Source organism: Rhizobium sp. YJ-22 (assembly GCF_029601685.1).
Taxonomy (GTDB): Bacteria; Pseudomonadota; Alphaproteobacteria; order Rhizobiales; family Rhizobiaceae; genus Metarhizobium.
In genome coordinates, this window is record NZ_JARRIR010000008.1 from 285297 (window position 1) to 301706 (window position 16410).

The window sequence follows — 16410 nt, forward strand, 5'->3', positions numbered from 1 at the left end:
TGTTGCCAGCGCATTGTGGGGAAATGGTGACGTTTAGCGCATCTCGTCCGGTGCATCCGTCCCGGTAATACCAAGACCGGACTTCAAAACCGACGCGACCGCATTCACCAACCCAAGTCTGGCAATGCTCAATTCTCTGTCGTTATCGTTAATAAACCGTAACTCTGGCATATCCTTACCCTTATTCCAGTGTCCGTGGAAGGCGCTGGCCAGATCATACAGGTAAAACGCGATGCGATGCGGCTCCTGCGCGACCGAGGCGGCCTCGACCACGCGCGGATATTCGGCGAGCTTGGCGATGAGCTGCAGCTCGTTCGGATCGCCGATTCGGCCACGCACCGCGGAGGCGAGATCGAGCGACGCGGTATCGAGATCCGGAAACGCCTCGCGGGCTTGGCGGAACACCGACATGCAGCGCGCATGCGCATACTGCACGTAGAATACCGGATTATCCTTGGAGTGCTCGGTCACCTTGGCGAAGTCGAAATCGAGCGGCTCGGAGCTTTTCCGGTAGAGCATCATGAAGCGCACCGCATCGCGGCCGACTTCCTCGACCACCTCGCGCAGCGTCACGAAGTCGCCGGAGCGCTTCGACATCTTCACCGGCTCGCCGTCACGGAACAGTTTTACCAGTTGGCACAGCAGAACCGTCAGCTTCGCCTTGCCGCCCGAAACGGCGCGCGCCACGGCTTCCAGCCGCTTGACGTAGCCGCCATGGTCGGCGCCGAGCACATAGATCATCTCATCGAAGCCACGGTCGTACTTGTCCTTGAAGTAGGCGACGTCGCCGGCGAAATAGGTATAGCTGCCGTCCGACTTGATCAGCGGCCGGTCGATGTCATCACCGACTTCGGTCGAGCGGAACAGCGTCTGCTCGCGGTCTTCCCAGTCTTCCGGCGGCTGGCCCTTCGGCGGCGGCAGAGCGCCCTTGTAGACGTGGCCCTTGAAGGTCAGGTCGTTGATCGCCGACAGGATCGGGCCGCCATTGCCGGCATGCAGGGTGCGCTCGGAGAAGAACACGTCGTGATGGACGTTCAGCGCTTCGAGATCGGAGCGGATCATCGCCATCATCGCGTCGATGGCGCGGTCCTTGACCAGCGGCAGCCACTTGTCTTCCGGCATGGCGCGCAGCGACGAGCCGAATTCCTGCACCAACGCCTGCCCCACGGGCACGAGGTAGTCCCCTGGATAAAGACCGGCCGGGATCTCGCCCACCTGCTCGCCCAGCGCCTCGCGATAGCGCAGGAACACCGAGCGGGCCAGCACGTCGACCTGCGAGCCGGCGTCGTTGATGTAATATTCCTTGGTCACGGTATAGCCGGCGAAGGCCATGAGGTTGGCCAGCGCATCGCCGACGACGGCGCCGCGGCAATGGCCGACATGCATCGGGCCGGTCGGGTTGGCTGAGACGTATTCGACGTTCACCTTGCGGCCCTTGCCCATCGGCGAGCGGCCGAAATCGACGCCGCCGGCGATGATCGCGGCCAGCACGTCCTGCCAATAGCCGACGCCGAGGCGGATGTTGATGAAACCGGGGCCGGCGACGGAAACGTCCGCCACATCCGGGTCGCGCTTCAACTCCGCGGCGATGATATCGGCCAGCGCCCGCGGGTTGGTGCCGAGCGGCTTGGCCAGAACCATGGCCGCATTGGTTGCGACGTCGCCATGGCTCGGGTCGCGAGGCGCTTCCACCGTGATGCGTCCGAAATCGAGTTCAGATCGCTTTTCCTTCACGATGTCAATCGCTTCCAAAGCGGCCTTAATTCTCTTCTCGAAATCGGTAAACAGGTTCATGATCTTGTCCACTTGCAATTGACGCATCGTGACGGCAGGCTGGGCTGCCTGCAATTCCCGGGGCTGCCTATCGCAAATCGGGTGTATGGTCAAACAGGCGGGTATGGGTGTTGATCGCATAAGTGTCGGTCATGCCCGCCAGATAGTCACCGACATGGCGCGCGCGCGCCGCCGGGCCGAGTTGCGGAATGCAATCCACCCAGTAATGCCCCTGCATCAATTGCGGGTCTTCCATATAGGCATGGAACAGATCCGTGACGATCCGGGCGGCATTGGCGCGGATGCGCATGATATCGGGATGGCGATAGATGCGCTTGAACAGCATCGCCTTGATCTGCCGGTCGGTCTCGGCCATCTTTTCCGAGAAGGTGGCGATTGCCCGGTCGGCACTGCGGATATCCTGTGCCGATTGCGGATCGATCTCCTTGAGCCGCTCCTGCGAAACAGCGATGACATCCTCGACCATGCGTGTGATCTGCCGGCGCATGATCTCATGGGTGAAGCGGCTGTCCTCCAGATACGGATAACGCGCCCGCACCTCGGCCATCAGCCCGGCGAGGAAGGGAATTTCCTCCAACATCTCGAAGGTCAGGTAGCCGGAGCGCAACCCGTCGTCGATGTCATGGGTGTTGTAGGCGATGTCGTCGGCAATCGCCGCCACCTGAGCCTCCAGGCTGGCGAAGCTCGCCAGTTCCAGATCGTGGATCTCGCAATAATCGAGGATCGGCTGCGGCACCGGCCCGCGCGTGCCCTCTCCATCCGCCGTCAGCAGCGGACCGTTGTGCTTGACTAGGCCTTCGAGGCTTTCCCAGGTGAGGTTCAGCCCGTCGAATTCTGCATAACGCCGCTCCAACTTGGTGACGATGCGCAGCGACTGGGCGTTGTGGTCGAAGCCACCGTAGTCCTTGAGCATGTCATGCAGCGCGTCCTCGCCGGTATGGCCGAAGGGCGTGTGGCCGAAATCATGGACCAGCGCCACACCTTCGGCCAGATCCTCATCCACCTTCAGGGCACGCGCCAAGGCGCGGGCGATCTGCGCCACCTCGATGGTGTGGGTCAGCCGGGTGCGATAATGGTCGCCGTCGGGGCCGATGAACACCTGCGTCTTGTGTTTCAGGCGGCGGAAGGCAGTCGTATGAACGATGCGGTCGCGGTCGCGCTGGAAATCGGATCGCGTCAGGCTGCCCGTTTCCGGATAGAGCCGTCCCCGGCTGGTCCATGGATCGGCCGCATAGACCGCCCGCGCACCTGCCCCGAACCCCAGTGCATGTTCATCGATCGTCATCGTTCTTCCTGTCCGGGCCTTGCCGCCCATTGACGTCCGCGCGCCCTGTTCATACCTATACCATCGAGAGCGGCAGGCGCGGACCCATTTCGCTGTCGTCAGCGGCGCCGGACACGGCACGGTTGACGAAGAGAATATATAGGTCGGCGGCTTGCGCGAACCAAGACAGATCATCTCTCCGGACCTTGACCCCGGCAGGAGGCAAAATGAGCACCGAAACCGTTACCCTTTCCGACTCCGCGGCGAAGCGAATCGCCGCCATCCTGACCACCGAGGCCGGCAAGAACGCCATGCGCGTCTCCGTCGAGGGCGGCGGCTGTTCGGGTTTTTCCTACAAGTTCGACCTGATCGACACGCCCGCCGCCGATGACGATCTCGTCATCGAGAAGAACGCTGCCACCGTGTTCATCGACAGCATGTCGCTGATCTACATGGCCGGCTCCGAGATCGATTTCGTCGACAACCTGCTGGGCCAGTCCTTCCAGATCAAGAACCCGAACGCGGTGGCAAGCTGCGGCTGCGGCACCAGTTTTTCCGTCTGACGCCATCCCGTCATCCCCAGCCAATCGGGCCGTAGCACACCGCTGCGGCCGTTTTCTTATGGCAAAGCGACCTGCTTCGGCTATGAAAGGAAAAAGCTTGAGGATTGGTCGCCATGAAGATTGCCACCTGGAACATCAACGGCGTACGCGCCCGCATCGACAATCTCTGCGCCTGGCTGCAAACCTCCAATCCCGACATCGCCTGCCTGCAGGAAATCAAGACCGTCGACGAGGGTTTTCCGCGCGAGTCGATCGAGGCGCTCGGCTATCATGTCGAGACCCATGGCCAGAAGGGTTTCAACGGCGTGGCGCTGCTCTCGAAGATCCGCCCGGACGAGGTCAATCGCGGCCTGCCGGGCGATGACGCCGACGAGCAGTCGCGTTTCATCGAGGGCGTGTTTTCCGTGCCGACCGGCGTCGTCCGTGTCGTCTCGCTCTACCTGCCGAACGGCAATCCGCCCGACGATCCGGTGAAATACCCCTACAAGCTCGCCTGGATGGAACGGCTGCAGGCCTATGCCGTCGAGCGGCTGGCGCTGGAGGAGCCGCTGATTCTCGCCGGCGACTACAACGTCATCCCTGAGCCGCATGATTGCCACGACCCCGCCGTCTGGGCCGGCGACGCCCTGTTCCTGCCGCAGACTCGGGCTGCCTTCCGGCGGCTGGAAAACATCGGCCTGCTCGACGCCGTGCGCGCCACGACGGACGCCACCAAGCTCTACACCTTCTGGGACTACCAGGCTGGCGCCTGGCAGAAAAACAACGGCATCCGCATCGATCACCTGATGCTGTCGCCGGAGGCGGCCAACCGTCTGCTCTCGACCTCGATCGAAAAGCATGTACGCGCCTGGGAAAAGCCATCCGACCATGTTCCGGTCGTCGGCCACTTCGATTTCACGGCTTGATTATTCGATAAGCCGCTCGCGACGGGCGGCTGACCTCACTCGACCTCGGCGGAGGCGAGATTATGGGCGCGCTGGATGGCACCGCGGCGATCCTTTTCGGTCGCCATCGAGAAGGCTTCTTCCTGTAAAGACTGCATCCAGGCGCAATCTTCCGGATGACACTTATCGAGCGCGGCGGTCATGAAGGCAAGGCCACGCACCGACTGCCCCTCCTGGAACAGGATGTTGCCAAATACGGCCATGGCGCCGGCATGGCCATTCTTGCGCGCCGCGTTCAGCCATTTCTTGGCCTGCTGCACATTCGGCTTGCCGCCATCGCCTTCGAGAATCATCTTGGCGAGTTGGAACTGGGCTTCAGCGACGCCAAAGGTGGAGGCCGCCTGAAAATAGAGCTGGCGCGCCTGTGACAGGTCGACCTGCACCGGGCTGCCGGGAATGCCGAACTGGTAATAATGCGCCAGCGCCATCAGCGCGTTGATGAAGAAGCCGGTGTCTTCCGAGCCCGGCTCGACACCCTGGTTGGCGATCTCGCTGTAGATCTTGAAGGCTTCGAAATCGTTGCGCGCCACGCCGTCGCCGTCGGCATACATGTTGGCCAGCGCCCAGCGCGAGCCGGTATGTCCCTTCTCGGCGGCATAACGATAGGCCTCGATGGCCTCCTGCTTCTGGCCGTTCTTGTAGGCCTTGAAGCCGAACTTGAAGAGGTCGAACGGACCGGAATCCTTGTTGACCTCGGTCTTGATGTCGAAGGCATGGCCCTGGCTGGTTCCCGCCAGGGCAATCGCCAGCCCCATCATGACGGCTCTTACGGATCGATACTCAAACATCAGCATGACGGCACTGTTCTTTCGCTCCGCTCGCCAGACAGTCCGTTGAAGCGGACGGGGTTCGAGCCGGTATATAAGTGGGGGGAACGATCGGTCGCCATCGGCGCTTTTGCCGGAATGACGCCTCGTTCCGAACTGTAAAGACAAGCATAGAAGCGCATTTGGACGACACTGAGGCCCGCACCCGCGGCACGCGATTTCCCGCTCCGGAAATCTGCCCCACCCTCAAACACATCAACGTGAGTGGATAAGGTCATGGCGGAAAAGAAAGCCGCATTCCGCCCGAAATGGTTAACGGGCATGCTCCGCCGCGTCCGCCTTGGATGGAAAGAATTCGACTGCCTTTTTATCATTTTGCCCAAAAATGCATCTGCCCGCTTGAAACTGTCCCCATCGCTGCGCTCAGTTTGTGGCGGGAAATGGACAGAATTACCCCCTGCCTCTGATACATGATCTCTTGAAAAATACTGTTGCGGAATCATCACAGAACCGTGATGCCCATCCGCCGCCGCCGTTTGGCATGGCTTAACGGAGCGTTGCTGCGGAGAGGCTATCCGCAGCAATATTCATTGTCAGGATTAAAACTTTATTGCATAGGACGTAGTGACTCCGAGGCCCCAATCTCCGCCTACGGTTGCATCGAGTGTAGCGCTACGCGCGATACTCTGCATGCCCGCCGTCATATAGGACAAACCGGCGCCGATCTGAAAGTTTCCGATATCGGTCTTGAGTTGTGCGCCCGCCCCCAGCGTCCATGTGTCGGTCAACACATCCGCACCTGTGCTGACGCCCCTGTCCCAGGTGAGGCTGACGAGGCCGGCAAGCTTTTCGGTGAAGCTATGGGCCAGACCGCCCTGGATGGTCCACCCGTCCCGAAAATTGAAATCCCGGTGCTGCGGCCCGAAACCGGTAACGACATAGTCCAACGACGGCAGCACGCTCCAGTCAGTCCACTTGACCGAGCCGAAAGCGAGCCAGTCCTCGGCGACGCCGCTGCGCAAGCTGATCTCCAGCGATTGCGGCAACGTTCCACCGCCATGGGCGAAGACGGTATAGCCGGCCGGCACGCCATATCGCGCCGCCGCCAGTGGCGAGGCCGTGAACGTGCCGTCGCCTTCGTGATCGACGGCCGAGCGGTAGAGAAGCTGCGCCCGCAACGCGTAGTCGGGAATCTCATAGGCCGCGCCAAGGCGATAGCCATAGGCCTCGTCATCGCCGAGGTGTAGCGTGCCGAGCAGCGACTGGTCCTTGTAATCGATGCTTTGCAGGAAGACGCCGCCGACAAGCACGAGATTGCCCGGCCCGGCCGGCAGCTTGACGGCACAGGTGGCGCCGTATTCGTCCGACCTCAGATGCGAGGCGATCGAGCCATCGCGGCCGGCAAGAAGCTGCGCCCGCTGGGTCTGCGCCCCGGTTTCCAGCGATGCGCCGTAAGGCTCGGTATAAGTTAGCGCGCAGGAGGAGGCATCATTGATGCCGATCTTCACCGCGAGACCCGGCACCCAGTAACTGCCGGTCATGCTGCCATCCGAAACCGGACGGCCGGACACAGTCTCATAGGCACGCGACGGCGCCACATAGGTCGATCCACCCTGCAGCACCACCCGGCCATCCTCATAAAGAATATCGGTATTCGCCGTGCCACGCGAAAAACCGCCGGCATGCGCCGCTCCCGCCGCGGCTATCGTCAAGACGATGGCGGCCCAACCCTTGAATGTCATATGCATTTTAAACCGTTCCCCGTTTCAGGCGCCCGCCAGCGCCAATCGATCACGACGGCCGGTTAGACAGACGTGAATCGTCAGGCTACCTAAGCGCCTGACTTGACGAGAGGCAAATGGCGGCTGGGAAAAATATTCGGTTTGCCTTATCGTTTCCGTCGCACCTTACGCAACGCGATTGCCTCAAGACCGCCTTGCTCGCAATCTCATTTCAATACACAAGCCGAAATTGCCGAAAAGGCGCAAAAACTTTGCGCGTTTGGCGAGGGTGTGGCCGATCCACGCTATCCACAGGAATTCGCGCGAACGAAAAGGCCGCCGGCCTGTCGGCCGGCGGCCCCTGTCAAAATCGATGCCGATCCGCTGAAAGCATCTTTCGCCCAAACGATCCCGCTTGGGCTGGAGATGTTTTAACCGGCTTCGGTAACGCGTTGCAGAGCGGTGGTGAGGCTGGCGCGCTGGCCCTCCAGCTCGGCCAGGCGCTCGCGCTCGGCGGCAACGACGTCCGGGTTGGCATTGGCGACGAATTTTTCGTTCGACAGCTTGCCGACGATACGGGCGATTTCCTGGTCGGACTTGGCGATCGCCTTTTCCAGCCGCGTCTTTTCGGCAACCAGATCGATCAGCGTGCCGAGCGGCAGGCAGACGGTCGCCTCGCCGACGACGATCTGTGCGGCACCCTTCGGCGCGCTGTCGCCCAGCGAGACGGCGTCCACACGCGCCAGCCGCTTGATCGCGGCATCATGGCGGGCCAGCCGCGCTTCGGTCATGCCGTTGGCGCCGATGACCACCAGCGGCGCAACGGCCGATGGCGGCACGTTCATCTCGGCCCGTACGGAACGAATGCCGGAAACCAGATCGATCAGCCAGTTGATTTCATCCGCCGCCGCATCGTCCGCATAGGACGGGCTCGACCAGTCGGCATGGCAAAGCAGGCCGTCGCGCGCCTGGCCTTCGCCGGCCGTATGTGCCCACAGCTCTTCCGTCATGAACGGCATGAACGGGTGCAGCAGCTTGTAGATCTCGTCGAGGACATAGGCGACGCAGGCCTGCGCTTCCTTGCGCGCGACTTCGTCCTCGCCGGCGAAGATCGGCTTGAGAAGTTCCAGATACCAGTCGCAGACCTGGTTCCAGACGAAGCGATAAAGGCTGCCGGCCGCATCGTTGAAGCGGTAGTTCTCGATCGCCTCGGTGACTTCGCCCTGCGTGCGCGCAAGCTCGGTCAGGATCCAGCGGTTGACGGTCAGCGACGCCGCTTCCGGCACAAAATGCGGATCGCGCCGGACACCGTTCATTTCGGCAAAGCGGGTGGCGTTCCAGAGCTTGGTGCCGAAGTTGCGGTAGCCGGCGATGCGAGCCGGATCGAGCTTCACGTCGCGCCCCTGCGCCGCCATGATCGCCAGCGTGAAACGCAGCGCGTCGGCGCCGTATTCCTTGATCAGTTCCAGGGGATCGATGACGTTGCCCTTCGACTTCGACATCTTCTGGCCGTTCTTATCGCGAACCAGCGCATGGATATACACCGTGTGGAACGGCTCGATCGGATTGCCGTCCTCGTCCTTCATGAAATGCAGGCCCATCTGCATCATTCGCACGACCCAGAACGGGATGATGTCGAAACCGGTCACCAGCACATTGGTCGGATAATAACGGGCAAGCTCCGGCGTCTTTTCCGGCCAGCCGAGCGTCGAGAACGGCCACAGCGCGGACGAGAACCATGTGTCGAGGACGTCCTCGTCACGGACGAGGATCGCGCCCGGTTCGAAGTTTTCGAGCTTCTCCTCAACCCATGCCTTCCACGGGCCTTCATGGGCGAGATAATGCTGGATGGCAGCCTGGAGGGCCTCCTCCTCGCTCTTTTCGACGAAGACCTGGCCGTCAGGGCCGTACCAGGCGGGGATCTGGTGTCCCCACCAGAGCTGGCGCGAGATGCACCAGGGCTGGATGTTCTCCATCCACTGGAAATAGGTGTTTTCCCAGTTCTTCGGCACGAAATTGGTCCGGCCTTCGCGAACCGATGCGATCGCCGGCTGGGCCAACGTCTTGTTGTCGACCCACCACTGGTCGGTCAGGCGCGGCTCGATCGGCACGCCGCCACGGTCGCCATGCGGCACCATATGCTTGTGGGCTTCGACCTTGTCGAGCAGACCGGCCTCTTCAAAGATGCGGACGATGATCTTCCGGGCTTCGAAACGGTCCTTGCCTTCCAGTTCGTCCCAGGCTCCATGCAGGGCGGCGGGATGATCGAGGCCTTCGAGGAAATCCTCGTTCTCCTTGATGGAAATGGTCGCGTCGATATTCATGATGTTGATGACGCGCAGCCCCGTCCGTTTGCCGACCTCGAAGTCGTTGAAATCATGGGCCGGGGTGATCTTGACGGCGCCGGTTCCGGCGGCCGGATCGGCATAATCGTCAGCGACGATTGGCACCCTGCGGCCGACGATCGGCAGGATGACATGCTTGCCGACGATCGCCTTGTAACGCGCGTCTTCCGGATTGACCGCAATCCCGGTATCGCCGAGCATGGTTTCCGGACGGGTCGTCGCAACGACGATATAGTCGCGGGTTTCGAATTCGGTCGGCTTGCCCTCGTCGTCGAAAGCGATCGGATACTGATAGGTCACGCCTTTTTCGAGCGGATAGCGCAGATGCCAGAGATTGCCGGCAATCTCGACCTGCTCGACTTCCATGTCGGAAATCGCCGTCAGCAGCTTCGGATCCCAGTTGACCAGGCGCTTGTCCTTGTAGATCAGGCCTTCCTTGTAAAGCGTGACGAAAACTTCGAGAACCGCGTCCGACAGCCCCTCGTCCATGGTGAAGCGCTCACGCGACCAGTCGCAGGAAGCACCGAGGCGCTTCAACTGGTTGAAGATCAAGCCGCCCGATTCGTCCTTCCACTCCCAGATCTTCTCGACAAAGGCCTCGCGGCCCATCTCGCGGCGCCCCGGCAGGCCCTTCTGCGCCAGCTGCCGCTCGACGACCATCTGCGTCGCGATGCCGGCATGGTCCATGCCCGGCTGCCACAGCACATCCTTGCCACGCATCCGCTCGAAGCGGACCATGATGTCCTGCAGCGTGTTGTTCAGGGCATGGCCCATATGCAGCGAGCCGGTGACATTCGGCGGCGGGATGACGATGGTGAACGTTTCCGCGCCCGGCTTGGCGTTGGCGCCGGCGCGAAAGGCATCAGCCTCTTCCCAAGCCTGGGCGATCTTCGGTTCGACGGCGGCGGAATCGTAGGTTTTGTCGAGCATTTTCTGGCCAAACTTCGATTTCTGATAATGGACTTTGTAAATAGGATGGTATCGGCAGTGTCAATGACAAAGCCGCCCCGGCGATCCGGCGCGGCTTTGTCGGCTTGGCTCTCGGCCTATCCTGTGGTGATCGACCGGTCAGCGGCGCGGGCCGCGCGCCACACGCTCGATTTCCTCGCGCACCAGCCGCTCCACCAGCGTCGGCAGGTTGTCGTCCAGCCAGTCCTTGAGCATCGGGCGCAACAGCTCCTCGGCGATTTCGTCGAGCGAGCGTCGCGAACTGGCATCGAATGCCGCGGCAAGATCGTCGAAGGAGCGCGCGACACGCTCGCCGGCATCGGAGGAAATGAGTGCGTTCGCCTCGTCCAGAACCGGCTGTTCCAACTGTGAGGCCGGCAATTCCGGCTCGCTCTGGAAAATATCGCGCAGCGGCGCCGGCGCAGGCTCAACGGCGCGGGCCGGTTGCGACATCGGCTGGATGACCCGGCTGAGGGCAGCTAGAGGCTCTTCCTCGACATGAGTCGTCGCCGAGATCGGCGAAACGGATGGCCCGGACATCGGCACGAAATCATCATGAGCGGGGCGCAACTCCAGCGGACGCGGGGCGGCAGCCTGCGGCGGACTCATCGGCGGCTCGGCGCGGACCGGCTCGGCTTCCGCACGCCGCTGGGCGCTCTGACGATCGGAAGCAGCGCGCACGCGGGCTGCGACATCCGCCAGCGAAATCGACCGGCGCTCCTCGATGGAACGGACATTGTCGGCGACCGGACGCTGCGCCGGCTCGGCGCGTGGCAGCTCGGGCGCATTATAGGCGCTTTCGGCGGGCGATTCGTCGGCAAAAGCGTTGTCGTTGTCGACCGTCAGGTGAATTTCGCCAGCATCGCCCTCGTCGTCTTCTTCGGCATAAACAGGCGGCAGCGAAGCGGAGATCGACTGTCCCGCACCGGGATCGTTGCTCTCGATAATCCGGCGGATGGACGCCAGAATCTCCTCCATAGACGGTTCACGCACTACATTCGGCTGAGCCATTTTCATCCCCGCAGTCTGATGGGAGTCACGGAACCGCAATCCACGTTTCCGAATCATGGGATCAGTCTAGGATACTCCAACGGGCGAAAAAATCACTTTGAATCAATATTGAAGCGCGATGCACAGCTTATTGGCCGCCACTATTGCAGCCGAAACACAGGCGGCGCCGCGTAAAATACAAACCGGAGCCCCCTGGCTCTTCAGAAGACGAATTCCTTCGCCTTGCGGAAGCCCGGCAACGGCTTGACGGCGGTGTTGAAATAATAAGCCTCGGAAAAGGCGCCGCGCTCGCGGGTGACCACGACGGCGCGCGAAGCATTGCCATAGCCTTCGACGGCGACCAAGCGGCCACGCTCGGCAAGCTGGTCGAGCAGCGCGGACGGGATTTCCTCGACCGCGCCGTTGACGAAGATCAGGTCGTAGGGCGCACCGGCGCGGTTGCCTTGCTCCAGATCGCCCCGCACGACGGAGACGTTGGCATAGCCGAGCGAAGCCAGCGTCTGCGCCGAATGGGCGGCCAGCGCCTCGTCGCTTTCCAACGCCACGACCGAACCGGCGACGAGCGAAAGAACGGCAGCCGCATAGCCTTCGGCACTGCCGACAACGAGAACGCTATCGTCCCTGGTCACGCCGGCAAGTTGCAGCAGCTTGGCAAGCGGCGAAGCCTGCATCACGTAACGCGGCGGCTGGCCGGAAGCGGCCGGAAGCACTTCCATGTCGGTGTCGATATAGGCGAGCGGCTTCAGGCGATCGGGAACGAAAGCCTCGCGCGGAACCGACAGGAAGGCCGTCAAAATAGAGTGGGAGGTGACATCCGTCGTGCGGATCTGGTTGTCCACCATTTTGGTGCGTGCTGTCTCGAAATCCATCTTTTCCTCGTCCGAGCCATTGAGACCGGGTTATTCTGATCGTGTCTTAATTGCGGACTGCAAGGCTTTCAAGCGGGCTTGCGCGACATCGGGCCATTTGAGCGGAATTTGCCGCGGCAAAAATGAAAAGGGCCGCGGCTTTGTGCCGCAGCCCTCCGGAAACTGGCTCCCCGGGCCGGATTCGAACCGGCGACCTGTCGATTAACAGTCGAATGCTCTACCGCTGAGCTACCAGGGATCATCCGCTCACCGCAGATGTGAGGCGGCTTCTACAAATGCTTTTCCGATTTGCCAAGAGGCTTTTTTGGAAATTCACACGCCACTGCTTTTCGAAAGCAGTGTGCCAGAAAGCAAGGAAGGCCGCAACTTTCGTTGCAGCCTTCCTTTGAAACTGGCTCCCCGGGCCGGATTCGAACCGGCGACCTGTCGATTAACAGTCGAATGCTCTACCGCTGAGCTACCAGGGATCATCCGCTCGCCGCAGATGTGAGGCGGCTTCTACAAATGCTTTCCCGGTTTGCCAAGGGGGTATTTCAAAAAAAATGCGTTTCTCCATGTCTTATCTTGATTTCCCCTCGTCAATTCCCATTTCCGCTTTCGTAAGCACGTCCCCGGATGACAAGGACAGGACACGTTGCCAGAAGCGAAACAGCAGAGCGGATTCGGTTTCGATGCCGCGACGGGCAAGCTGAGGCTGGGCAGATGGCGTATCGCCATGCCGCAATCGCGCCCGGCTCGCATTGCCATCGGCGGCGGCCTGGTCTGCGGCGGCATTCTTGGTTTCCTGCCGATTCTCGGTTTTTGGATGGTGCCGCTCGGTGTTCTCGTGCTCTCCCAGGATATCGCCATCGCCCGCCGCCTGCGTCGCCGCTTCTCCGTCTGGTGGGCCCGCCGCCGCAACGGCGGAAATTCATGACCCCGGCAAGGTGACGGCATCTCCTGTGGAAATCCGGATCCGCCGAGAAAAATCGCCCGAGCTGGAATAATCCGCTTGCGCTCTCACTGGATTCGTTCTAAACGCCCGTCACCACACGCTTTTAAGCATCGGATGGCCTCGTGGCGGAGTGGTGACGCAGAGGACTGCAAATCCTTGTACCCCGGTTCAATTCCGGGCGAGGCCTCCATCCCTTCCGATTTACAATCGCGATTTTTCGCGCGCGGCGCGACGCTGCAAGGCTTTCGCGGGAGTGCAAACGCCCGGGATTCAGGGAACCGGGCGTTTCAAGAGCTTTTCGAGATTTATTCGGCGGCGCTCAGCTTGTCATTGCGTTTCGGCAGCTTCCAGTTCGGGCGCGGGAAGTGGCACGTGTAGCCGTTCGGGTAGCGCAGGAGGTAATCCTGATGCTCCGGCTCGGCCTCCCAGAAATCGGAGACGGCTTCGACTTCGGTCACCACTTTGCCTGGCCACAGGCCGGACGCATCCACATCGGCGATCGTTTCTTCGGCGATGCGCTTCTGCTCGTCGTTCACATAATAGATGGCGGAGCGGTAGCTCGGCCCGCGATCGTTGCCCTGGCGATCCTTTGTCGTCGGATCGTGAATCTGGAAGAAGAATTCCAGGAGATCGCGGTAGCTGGTCTTGGCAGGATCATAGTTGATCTCGATCGCCTCGGCATGATTGCCGTGGTTACGATAAGTGGCGTTCGCCACATCGCCGCCGCTATAACCGACGCGGGTGGAGACGACACCCGGGAGACGGCGAATCAAATCCTGCATTCCCCAGAAGCACCCTCCGGCGAGAACCGCGCGTTCCGTCGCAATGCTCATGACATCCTCCATCTGGCTGGTTTGTCTGCCGCAAAGATGGGCGCGGACAGGCTCGAAATCAATGCACGCCGGGATCACATCTCGCATGCCTGTTCGGAAAGAGGAATTTCCTGCCGGCCAGCCCTTTCCCGACTCCGCGCCTGCCCTATTTCACAAGTTATTCCAGCGACGGAACGGAGAAAGACATGACCCCGAAAAAGATTCGCGGGGCAGCGTGCACGCTTGCCCAGTTCGCGGCTCGATATGGCATGAAGGAAGACGAGGCGGCAGCCATCTACGAAAAATTCGGGCCTTCGAGCGTGGACCTCGAGATTCTCATGCGCGCCAAAGGCCGCGAGCCGGTCGCCGCCATGGCGGATTGAAACGTTTTTACCAATGTAACCGGGATGTGGCCGGATAGCATTCCGGCCATTGTTGCTTCTTCCCCTGGGAAACAAATTAAATCGATTAATAAAATTCTTGCCCATTTCAAAGGAAAACAAACCGATAGTGCAAAAGGCCTAAAATTCTTCAGGTGAATTTAAATTTTCCGTGGAACACTTCTTTCATTTCCGCATTTGACGTCCAACTGATTTATGGGGCCTATCATGCAGCATGTGGAATTCGATGACGTCGTCACCAATACATTGATGGAAGTTCTGAGTGTGCGCGATTTCGCGAAGCGCTATCGGCTGACGGCGCAGGAGGAGGAGCGGCTGGTGTCACTGTTCGGCGGCTTCGCCACGCGTGCCGAACTGCTGGCAAACGCCCGACGCGCGCCGCTGTTCCGGTAAAGGCTTTGTCCGCCCAGGGGCTTGGCAATCCCTTGAGGCGCCCTAACTGGCGAGAAAATTTCCGATTTCCCTGCCAGTCGAGATTTTCCCTTGGCCTCTGCTCCTCCCATCCTCCTGTGGTTCCGCAAGGATCTGCGTCTCGACGACAATCTGGCCCTGACGGCGGCCGTCGAAACCGGCCGGCCGGTGATCCCTGTCTATATCCTCGACGAGTCCGATGCGACAATCGCACCGCTTGGCGCCGCCCAACGCTGGTGGCTGCATCATTCTTTGAAAAGCCTGCGAAAATCCCTGCGCGCCACCGGCAATGATCTCCTCCTGCGACGCGGCCCATCGGAAAAAATCCTGCAGGAACTGATCGACGCCACCGGCGCCGATACGATCTTCGCCAACCGCATCCATGAGCCGCAGCGGCTCGACCGGGAACGCGTCTTCGCGGAAGCGCAAAAACAACGCGGCCTGCGCTTCACCGCCTTTGCCGGGCAATTGCTGCACGATCCGCAGAGGCTGGCGACCGGCAGCGGCGGCGCCTTCCGGGTTTACACACCCTTCTGGAACGCCTTCCAGCGCCAGCACGAACCGCGCCCGCCGGTGGAGGCGCCTTCGTCGATCCCTGCTTTCCGTGCGCCGCCTGAGACGGACGATCTCGACGCCTGGAACTGCGTGCCTGCGAAACCGGACTGGGCCGCGCATTTTCCGCAAAGCTGGACGCCCGGCGAGGCCGCCGCCATCGATAAACTGGGACAGTTCCTCGATGGCCCATTGGACCGCTACAAGACGGATCGCGATTTTCCGGCGCGTCCGGCGACTTCACGTCTCTCCCCGCATCTGGCTCTCGGCGAAATCTCTCCCTTCCGTATCTGGGACGCCACGCGCGGCCTGGGCGATATCCCGCGCGAAGACCTGATCCATTTCCGCAAGGAACTGGTCTGGCGCGAATTCTGCCATCACCTGCTGTTCCATTTTCCCGATCTTGCCGAAAAAAACTGGAATGCGCGTTTCGACGCGCTGACCTGGCAGGAGGACTCCCGGCGCTTCCGGGCATGGACCCGCGGGATGACCGGCTATCCCATCGTCGATGCCGGCATGCGCCAGCTCTGGCGCGACGGCATCATGCACAACCGGGTGCGGATGATCGTCGGCTCCTTCCTCGTCAAGGATCTGCTGATCGACTGGCGACAGGGCGAACGCTGGTTCCGCGACACGCTGGTGGATGCCGACCCCGCCTCCAACCCCGCCAACTGGCAATGGGTGGCGGGCACCGGCGCCGATGCCTCGCCTTTCTTCCGGGTGTTCAACCCGATACTCCAAGGCGAGAAATTCGATGCATCGGGGGACTACGTGCGTAGCTTCGTGGCGGAAATCGCCGGCCTGCCGGACAAGTTCATCCACCGTCCTTTCGAAGCGCCGGCCGAGGTGCTGCGCAAGGCCGGCATCGAATTGGGCGTCACCTACCCTCGCCCGATCGTCGATCATGCGCAGGCGCGTCAACGGGCGCTGGGAGCCTATGAGGCAGTCAAACGGACAGCGTGATCCGCGCCGGAAACAACAAAAGGGCGCTCGGAAAATACGGCAAAATTGTGTCAGATATAGCCTAAACCCTTGACGGCCATGAAGACCGTGCAATTATTAGCGCATATGAAG

16 protein-coding genes and 3 tRNA genes are annotated in these 16410 nt (G+C 61.2%); 9 read left to right on the plus strand and 10 right to left on the minus strand.

Translation table 11 applies throughout. The features are described from left to right. Positions 1-33: 33 nt before the first annotated feature. Both argS and P7F60_RS19865 read right to left on the minus strand, forming a co-directional pair. Complete coding sequence (gene argS, locus P7F60_RS19860) at positions 34-1794, minus strand: arginine--tRNA ligase (protein ID WP_277919420.1); 1761 nt, start codon at positions 1792-1794, stop codon at positions 34-36. Positions 1795-1861: 67 nt separating this feature from the next. Next, on the minus strand, positions 1862-3079 hold the full coding sequence (locus P7F60_RS19865) for a deoxyguanosinetriphosphate triphosphohydrolase (protein ID WP_277919421.1): 1218 nt from the start codon (positions 3077-3079) through the stop codon (positions 1862-1864). 206 nt (positions 3080-3285) lie between these two features. On the opposite strand from P7F60_RS19865, the gene erpA reads away from it, so the two are divergent. Both erpA and xth read left to right on the plus strand, forming a co-directional pair. Continuing rightward, a complete protein-coding gene (gene erpA / locus P7F60_RS19870) occupies positions 3286-3621 on the plus strand; it encodes an iron-sulfur cluster insertion protein ErpA (protein WP_277919422.1) in 336 nt (111 codons plus the stop codon). A 113-nt stretch (positions 3622-3734) separates the two neighbouring features. Then, on the plus strand, positions 3735-4526 hold the full coding sequence (gene xth, locus P7F60_RS19875) for an exodeoxyribonuclease III (RefSeq protein WP_277919423.1): 792 nt from the start codon (positions 3735-3737) through the stop codon (positions 4524-4526). 35 nt (positions 4527-4561) lie between these two features. On the opposite strand, the gene exoR is transcribed toward xth, so the two are convergent. Next, positions 4562-5359, minus strand: a complete 798-nt coding sequence (exoR, locus tag P7F60_RS19880) for an exopolysaccharide production regulator ExoR (RefSeq protein WP_277919424.1) — start codon at positions 5357-5359, stop codon at positions 4562-4564. A gap of 249 nt (positions 5360-5608) precedes the next feature. Between exoR and P7F60_RS19885 the strand changes: the two genes are divergently transcribed. After that, positions 5609-5806, plus strand: a complete 198-nt coding sequence (locus P7F60_RS19885) for a hypothetical protein (protein WP_277919425.1) — start codon at positions 5609-5611, stop codon at positions 5804-5806. Between the two features lie 125 nt (positions 5807-5931). Here the strand turns inward: P7F60_RS19885 and P7F60_RS19890 are convergent, their stop codons facing one another. After that, positions 5932-7080 (minus strand): outer membrane protein transport protein, encoded by a 1149-nt coding sequence (locus P7F60_RS19890; RefSeq protein WP_277919426.1) that lies wholly within the window; start codon positions 7078-7080, stop codon positions 5932-5934. A gap of 96 nt (positions 7081-7176) precedes the next feature. Between P7F60_RS19890 and P7F60_RS19895 the strand changes: the two genes are divergently transcribed. Further along, positions 7177-7488: a hypothetical protein gene (locus P7F60_RS19895; RefSeq protein WP_277919427.1), complete on the plus strand. Its 312-nt coding sequence runs from the start codon at positions 7177-7179 to the stop codon at positions 7486-7488. Here P7F60_RS19895 and P7F60_RS19900 read toward each other — a convergent pair. From P7F60_RS19900 to P7F60_RS19920, 5 genes are all read right to left on the minus strand, one after another. Beyond that, positions 7485-10328 (minus strand): valine--tRNA ligase, encoded by a 2844-nt coding sequence (locus P7F60_RS19900; RefSeq protein ID WP_277919428.1) that lies wholly within the window; start codon positions 10326-10328, stop codon positions 7485-7487. The two genes, P7F60_RS19895 and P7F60_RS19900, sit on opposite strands and share 4 nt — an antisense overlap. Before the next feature lie 138 nt (positions 10329-10466). Next, positions 10467-11357, minus strand: a complete 891-nt coding sequence (locus tag P7F60_RS19905) for a DUF2497 domain-containing protein (protein WP_277919429.1) — start codon at positions 11355-11357, stop codon at positions 10467-10469. Positions 11358-11557: 200 nt separating this feature from the next. After that, positions 11558-12226 (minus strand): protein-L-isoaspartate O-methyltransferase, encoded by a 669-nt coding sequence (locus P7F60_RS19910; protein ID WP_277919430.1) that lies wholly within the window; start codon positions 12224-12226, stop codon positions 11558-11560. Between the two features lie 163 nt (positions 12227-12389). After that, positions 12390-12464 (minus strand) — tRNA-Asn (locus P7F60_RS19915). A 154-nt stretch (positions 12465-12618) separates the two neighbouring features. Beyond that, positions 12619-12693, minus strand: a tRNA-Asn gene (locus P7F60_RS19920). A 248-nt stretch (positions 12694-12941) separates the two neighbouring features. Here P7F60_RS19920 and P7F60_RS19925 point away from each other — a divergent pair. Further along, positions 12942-13142 carry a hypothetical protein gene (locus P7F60_RS19925; protein ID WP_277919501.1) on the plus strand — a complete coding sequence of 67 codons (201 nt, stop codon included), beginning with the start codon at positions 12942-12944 and terminating at the stop codon, positions 13140-13142. A gap of 134 nt (positions 13143-13276) precedes the next feature. Beyond that, positions 13277-13350 (plus strand) — tRNA-Cys (locus P7F60_RS19930). A 115-nt stretch (positions 13351-13465) separates the two neighbouring features. Here P7F60_RS19930 and msrA read toward each other — a convergent pair. Beyond that, positions 13466-13993, minus strand: a complete 528-nt coding sequence (gene msrA, locus P7F60_RS19935) for a peptide-methionine (S)-S-oxide reductase MsrA (RefSeq protein WP_277919431.1) — start codon at positions 13991-13993, stop codon at positions 13466-13468. Positions 13994-14178: 185 nt separating this feature from the next. Between msrA and P7F60_RS19940 the strand changes: the two genes are divergently transcribed. The 3 genes from P7F60_RS19940 (at position 14179) to P7F60_RS19950 (ending at position 16299) form a co-directional block, all read left to right on the plus strand. Next, positions 14179-14355 carry a hypothetical protein gene (locus tag P7F60_RS19940; RefSeq protein WP_277919432.1) on the plus strand — a complete coding sequence of 59 codons (177 nt, stop codon included), beginning with the start codon at positions 14179-14181 and terminating at the stop codon, positions 14353-14355. A 225-nt stretch (positions 14356-14580) separates the two neighbouring features. Beyond that, on the plus strand, positions 14581-14766 hold the full coding sequence (locus tag P7F60_RS19945) for a hypothetical protein (RefSeq protein ID WP_277919433.1): 186 nt from the start codon (positions 14581-14583) through the stop codon (positions 14764-14766). Between the two features lie 90 nt (positions 14767-14856). After that, positions 14857-16299 (plus strand): deoxyribodipyrimidine photo-lyase, encoded by a 1443-nt coding sequence (locus P7F60_RS19950; protein WP_277919434.1) that lies wholly within the window; start codon positions 14857-14859, stop codon positions 16297-16299. The last annotated feature ends 111 nt before the right edge of the window (positions 16300-16410 follow it).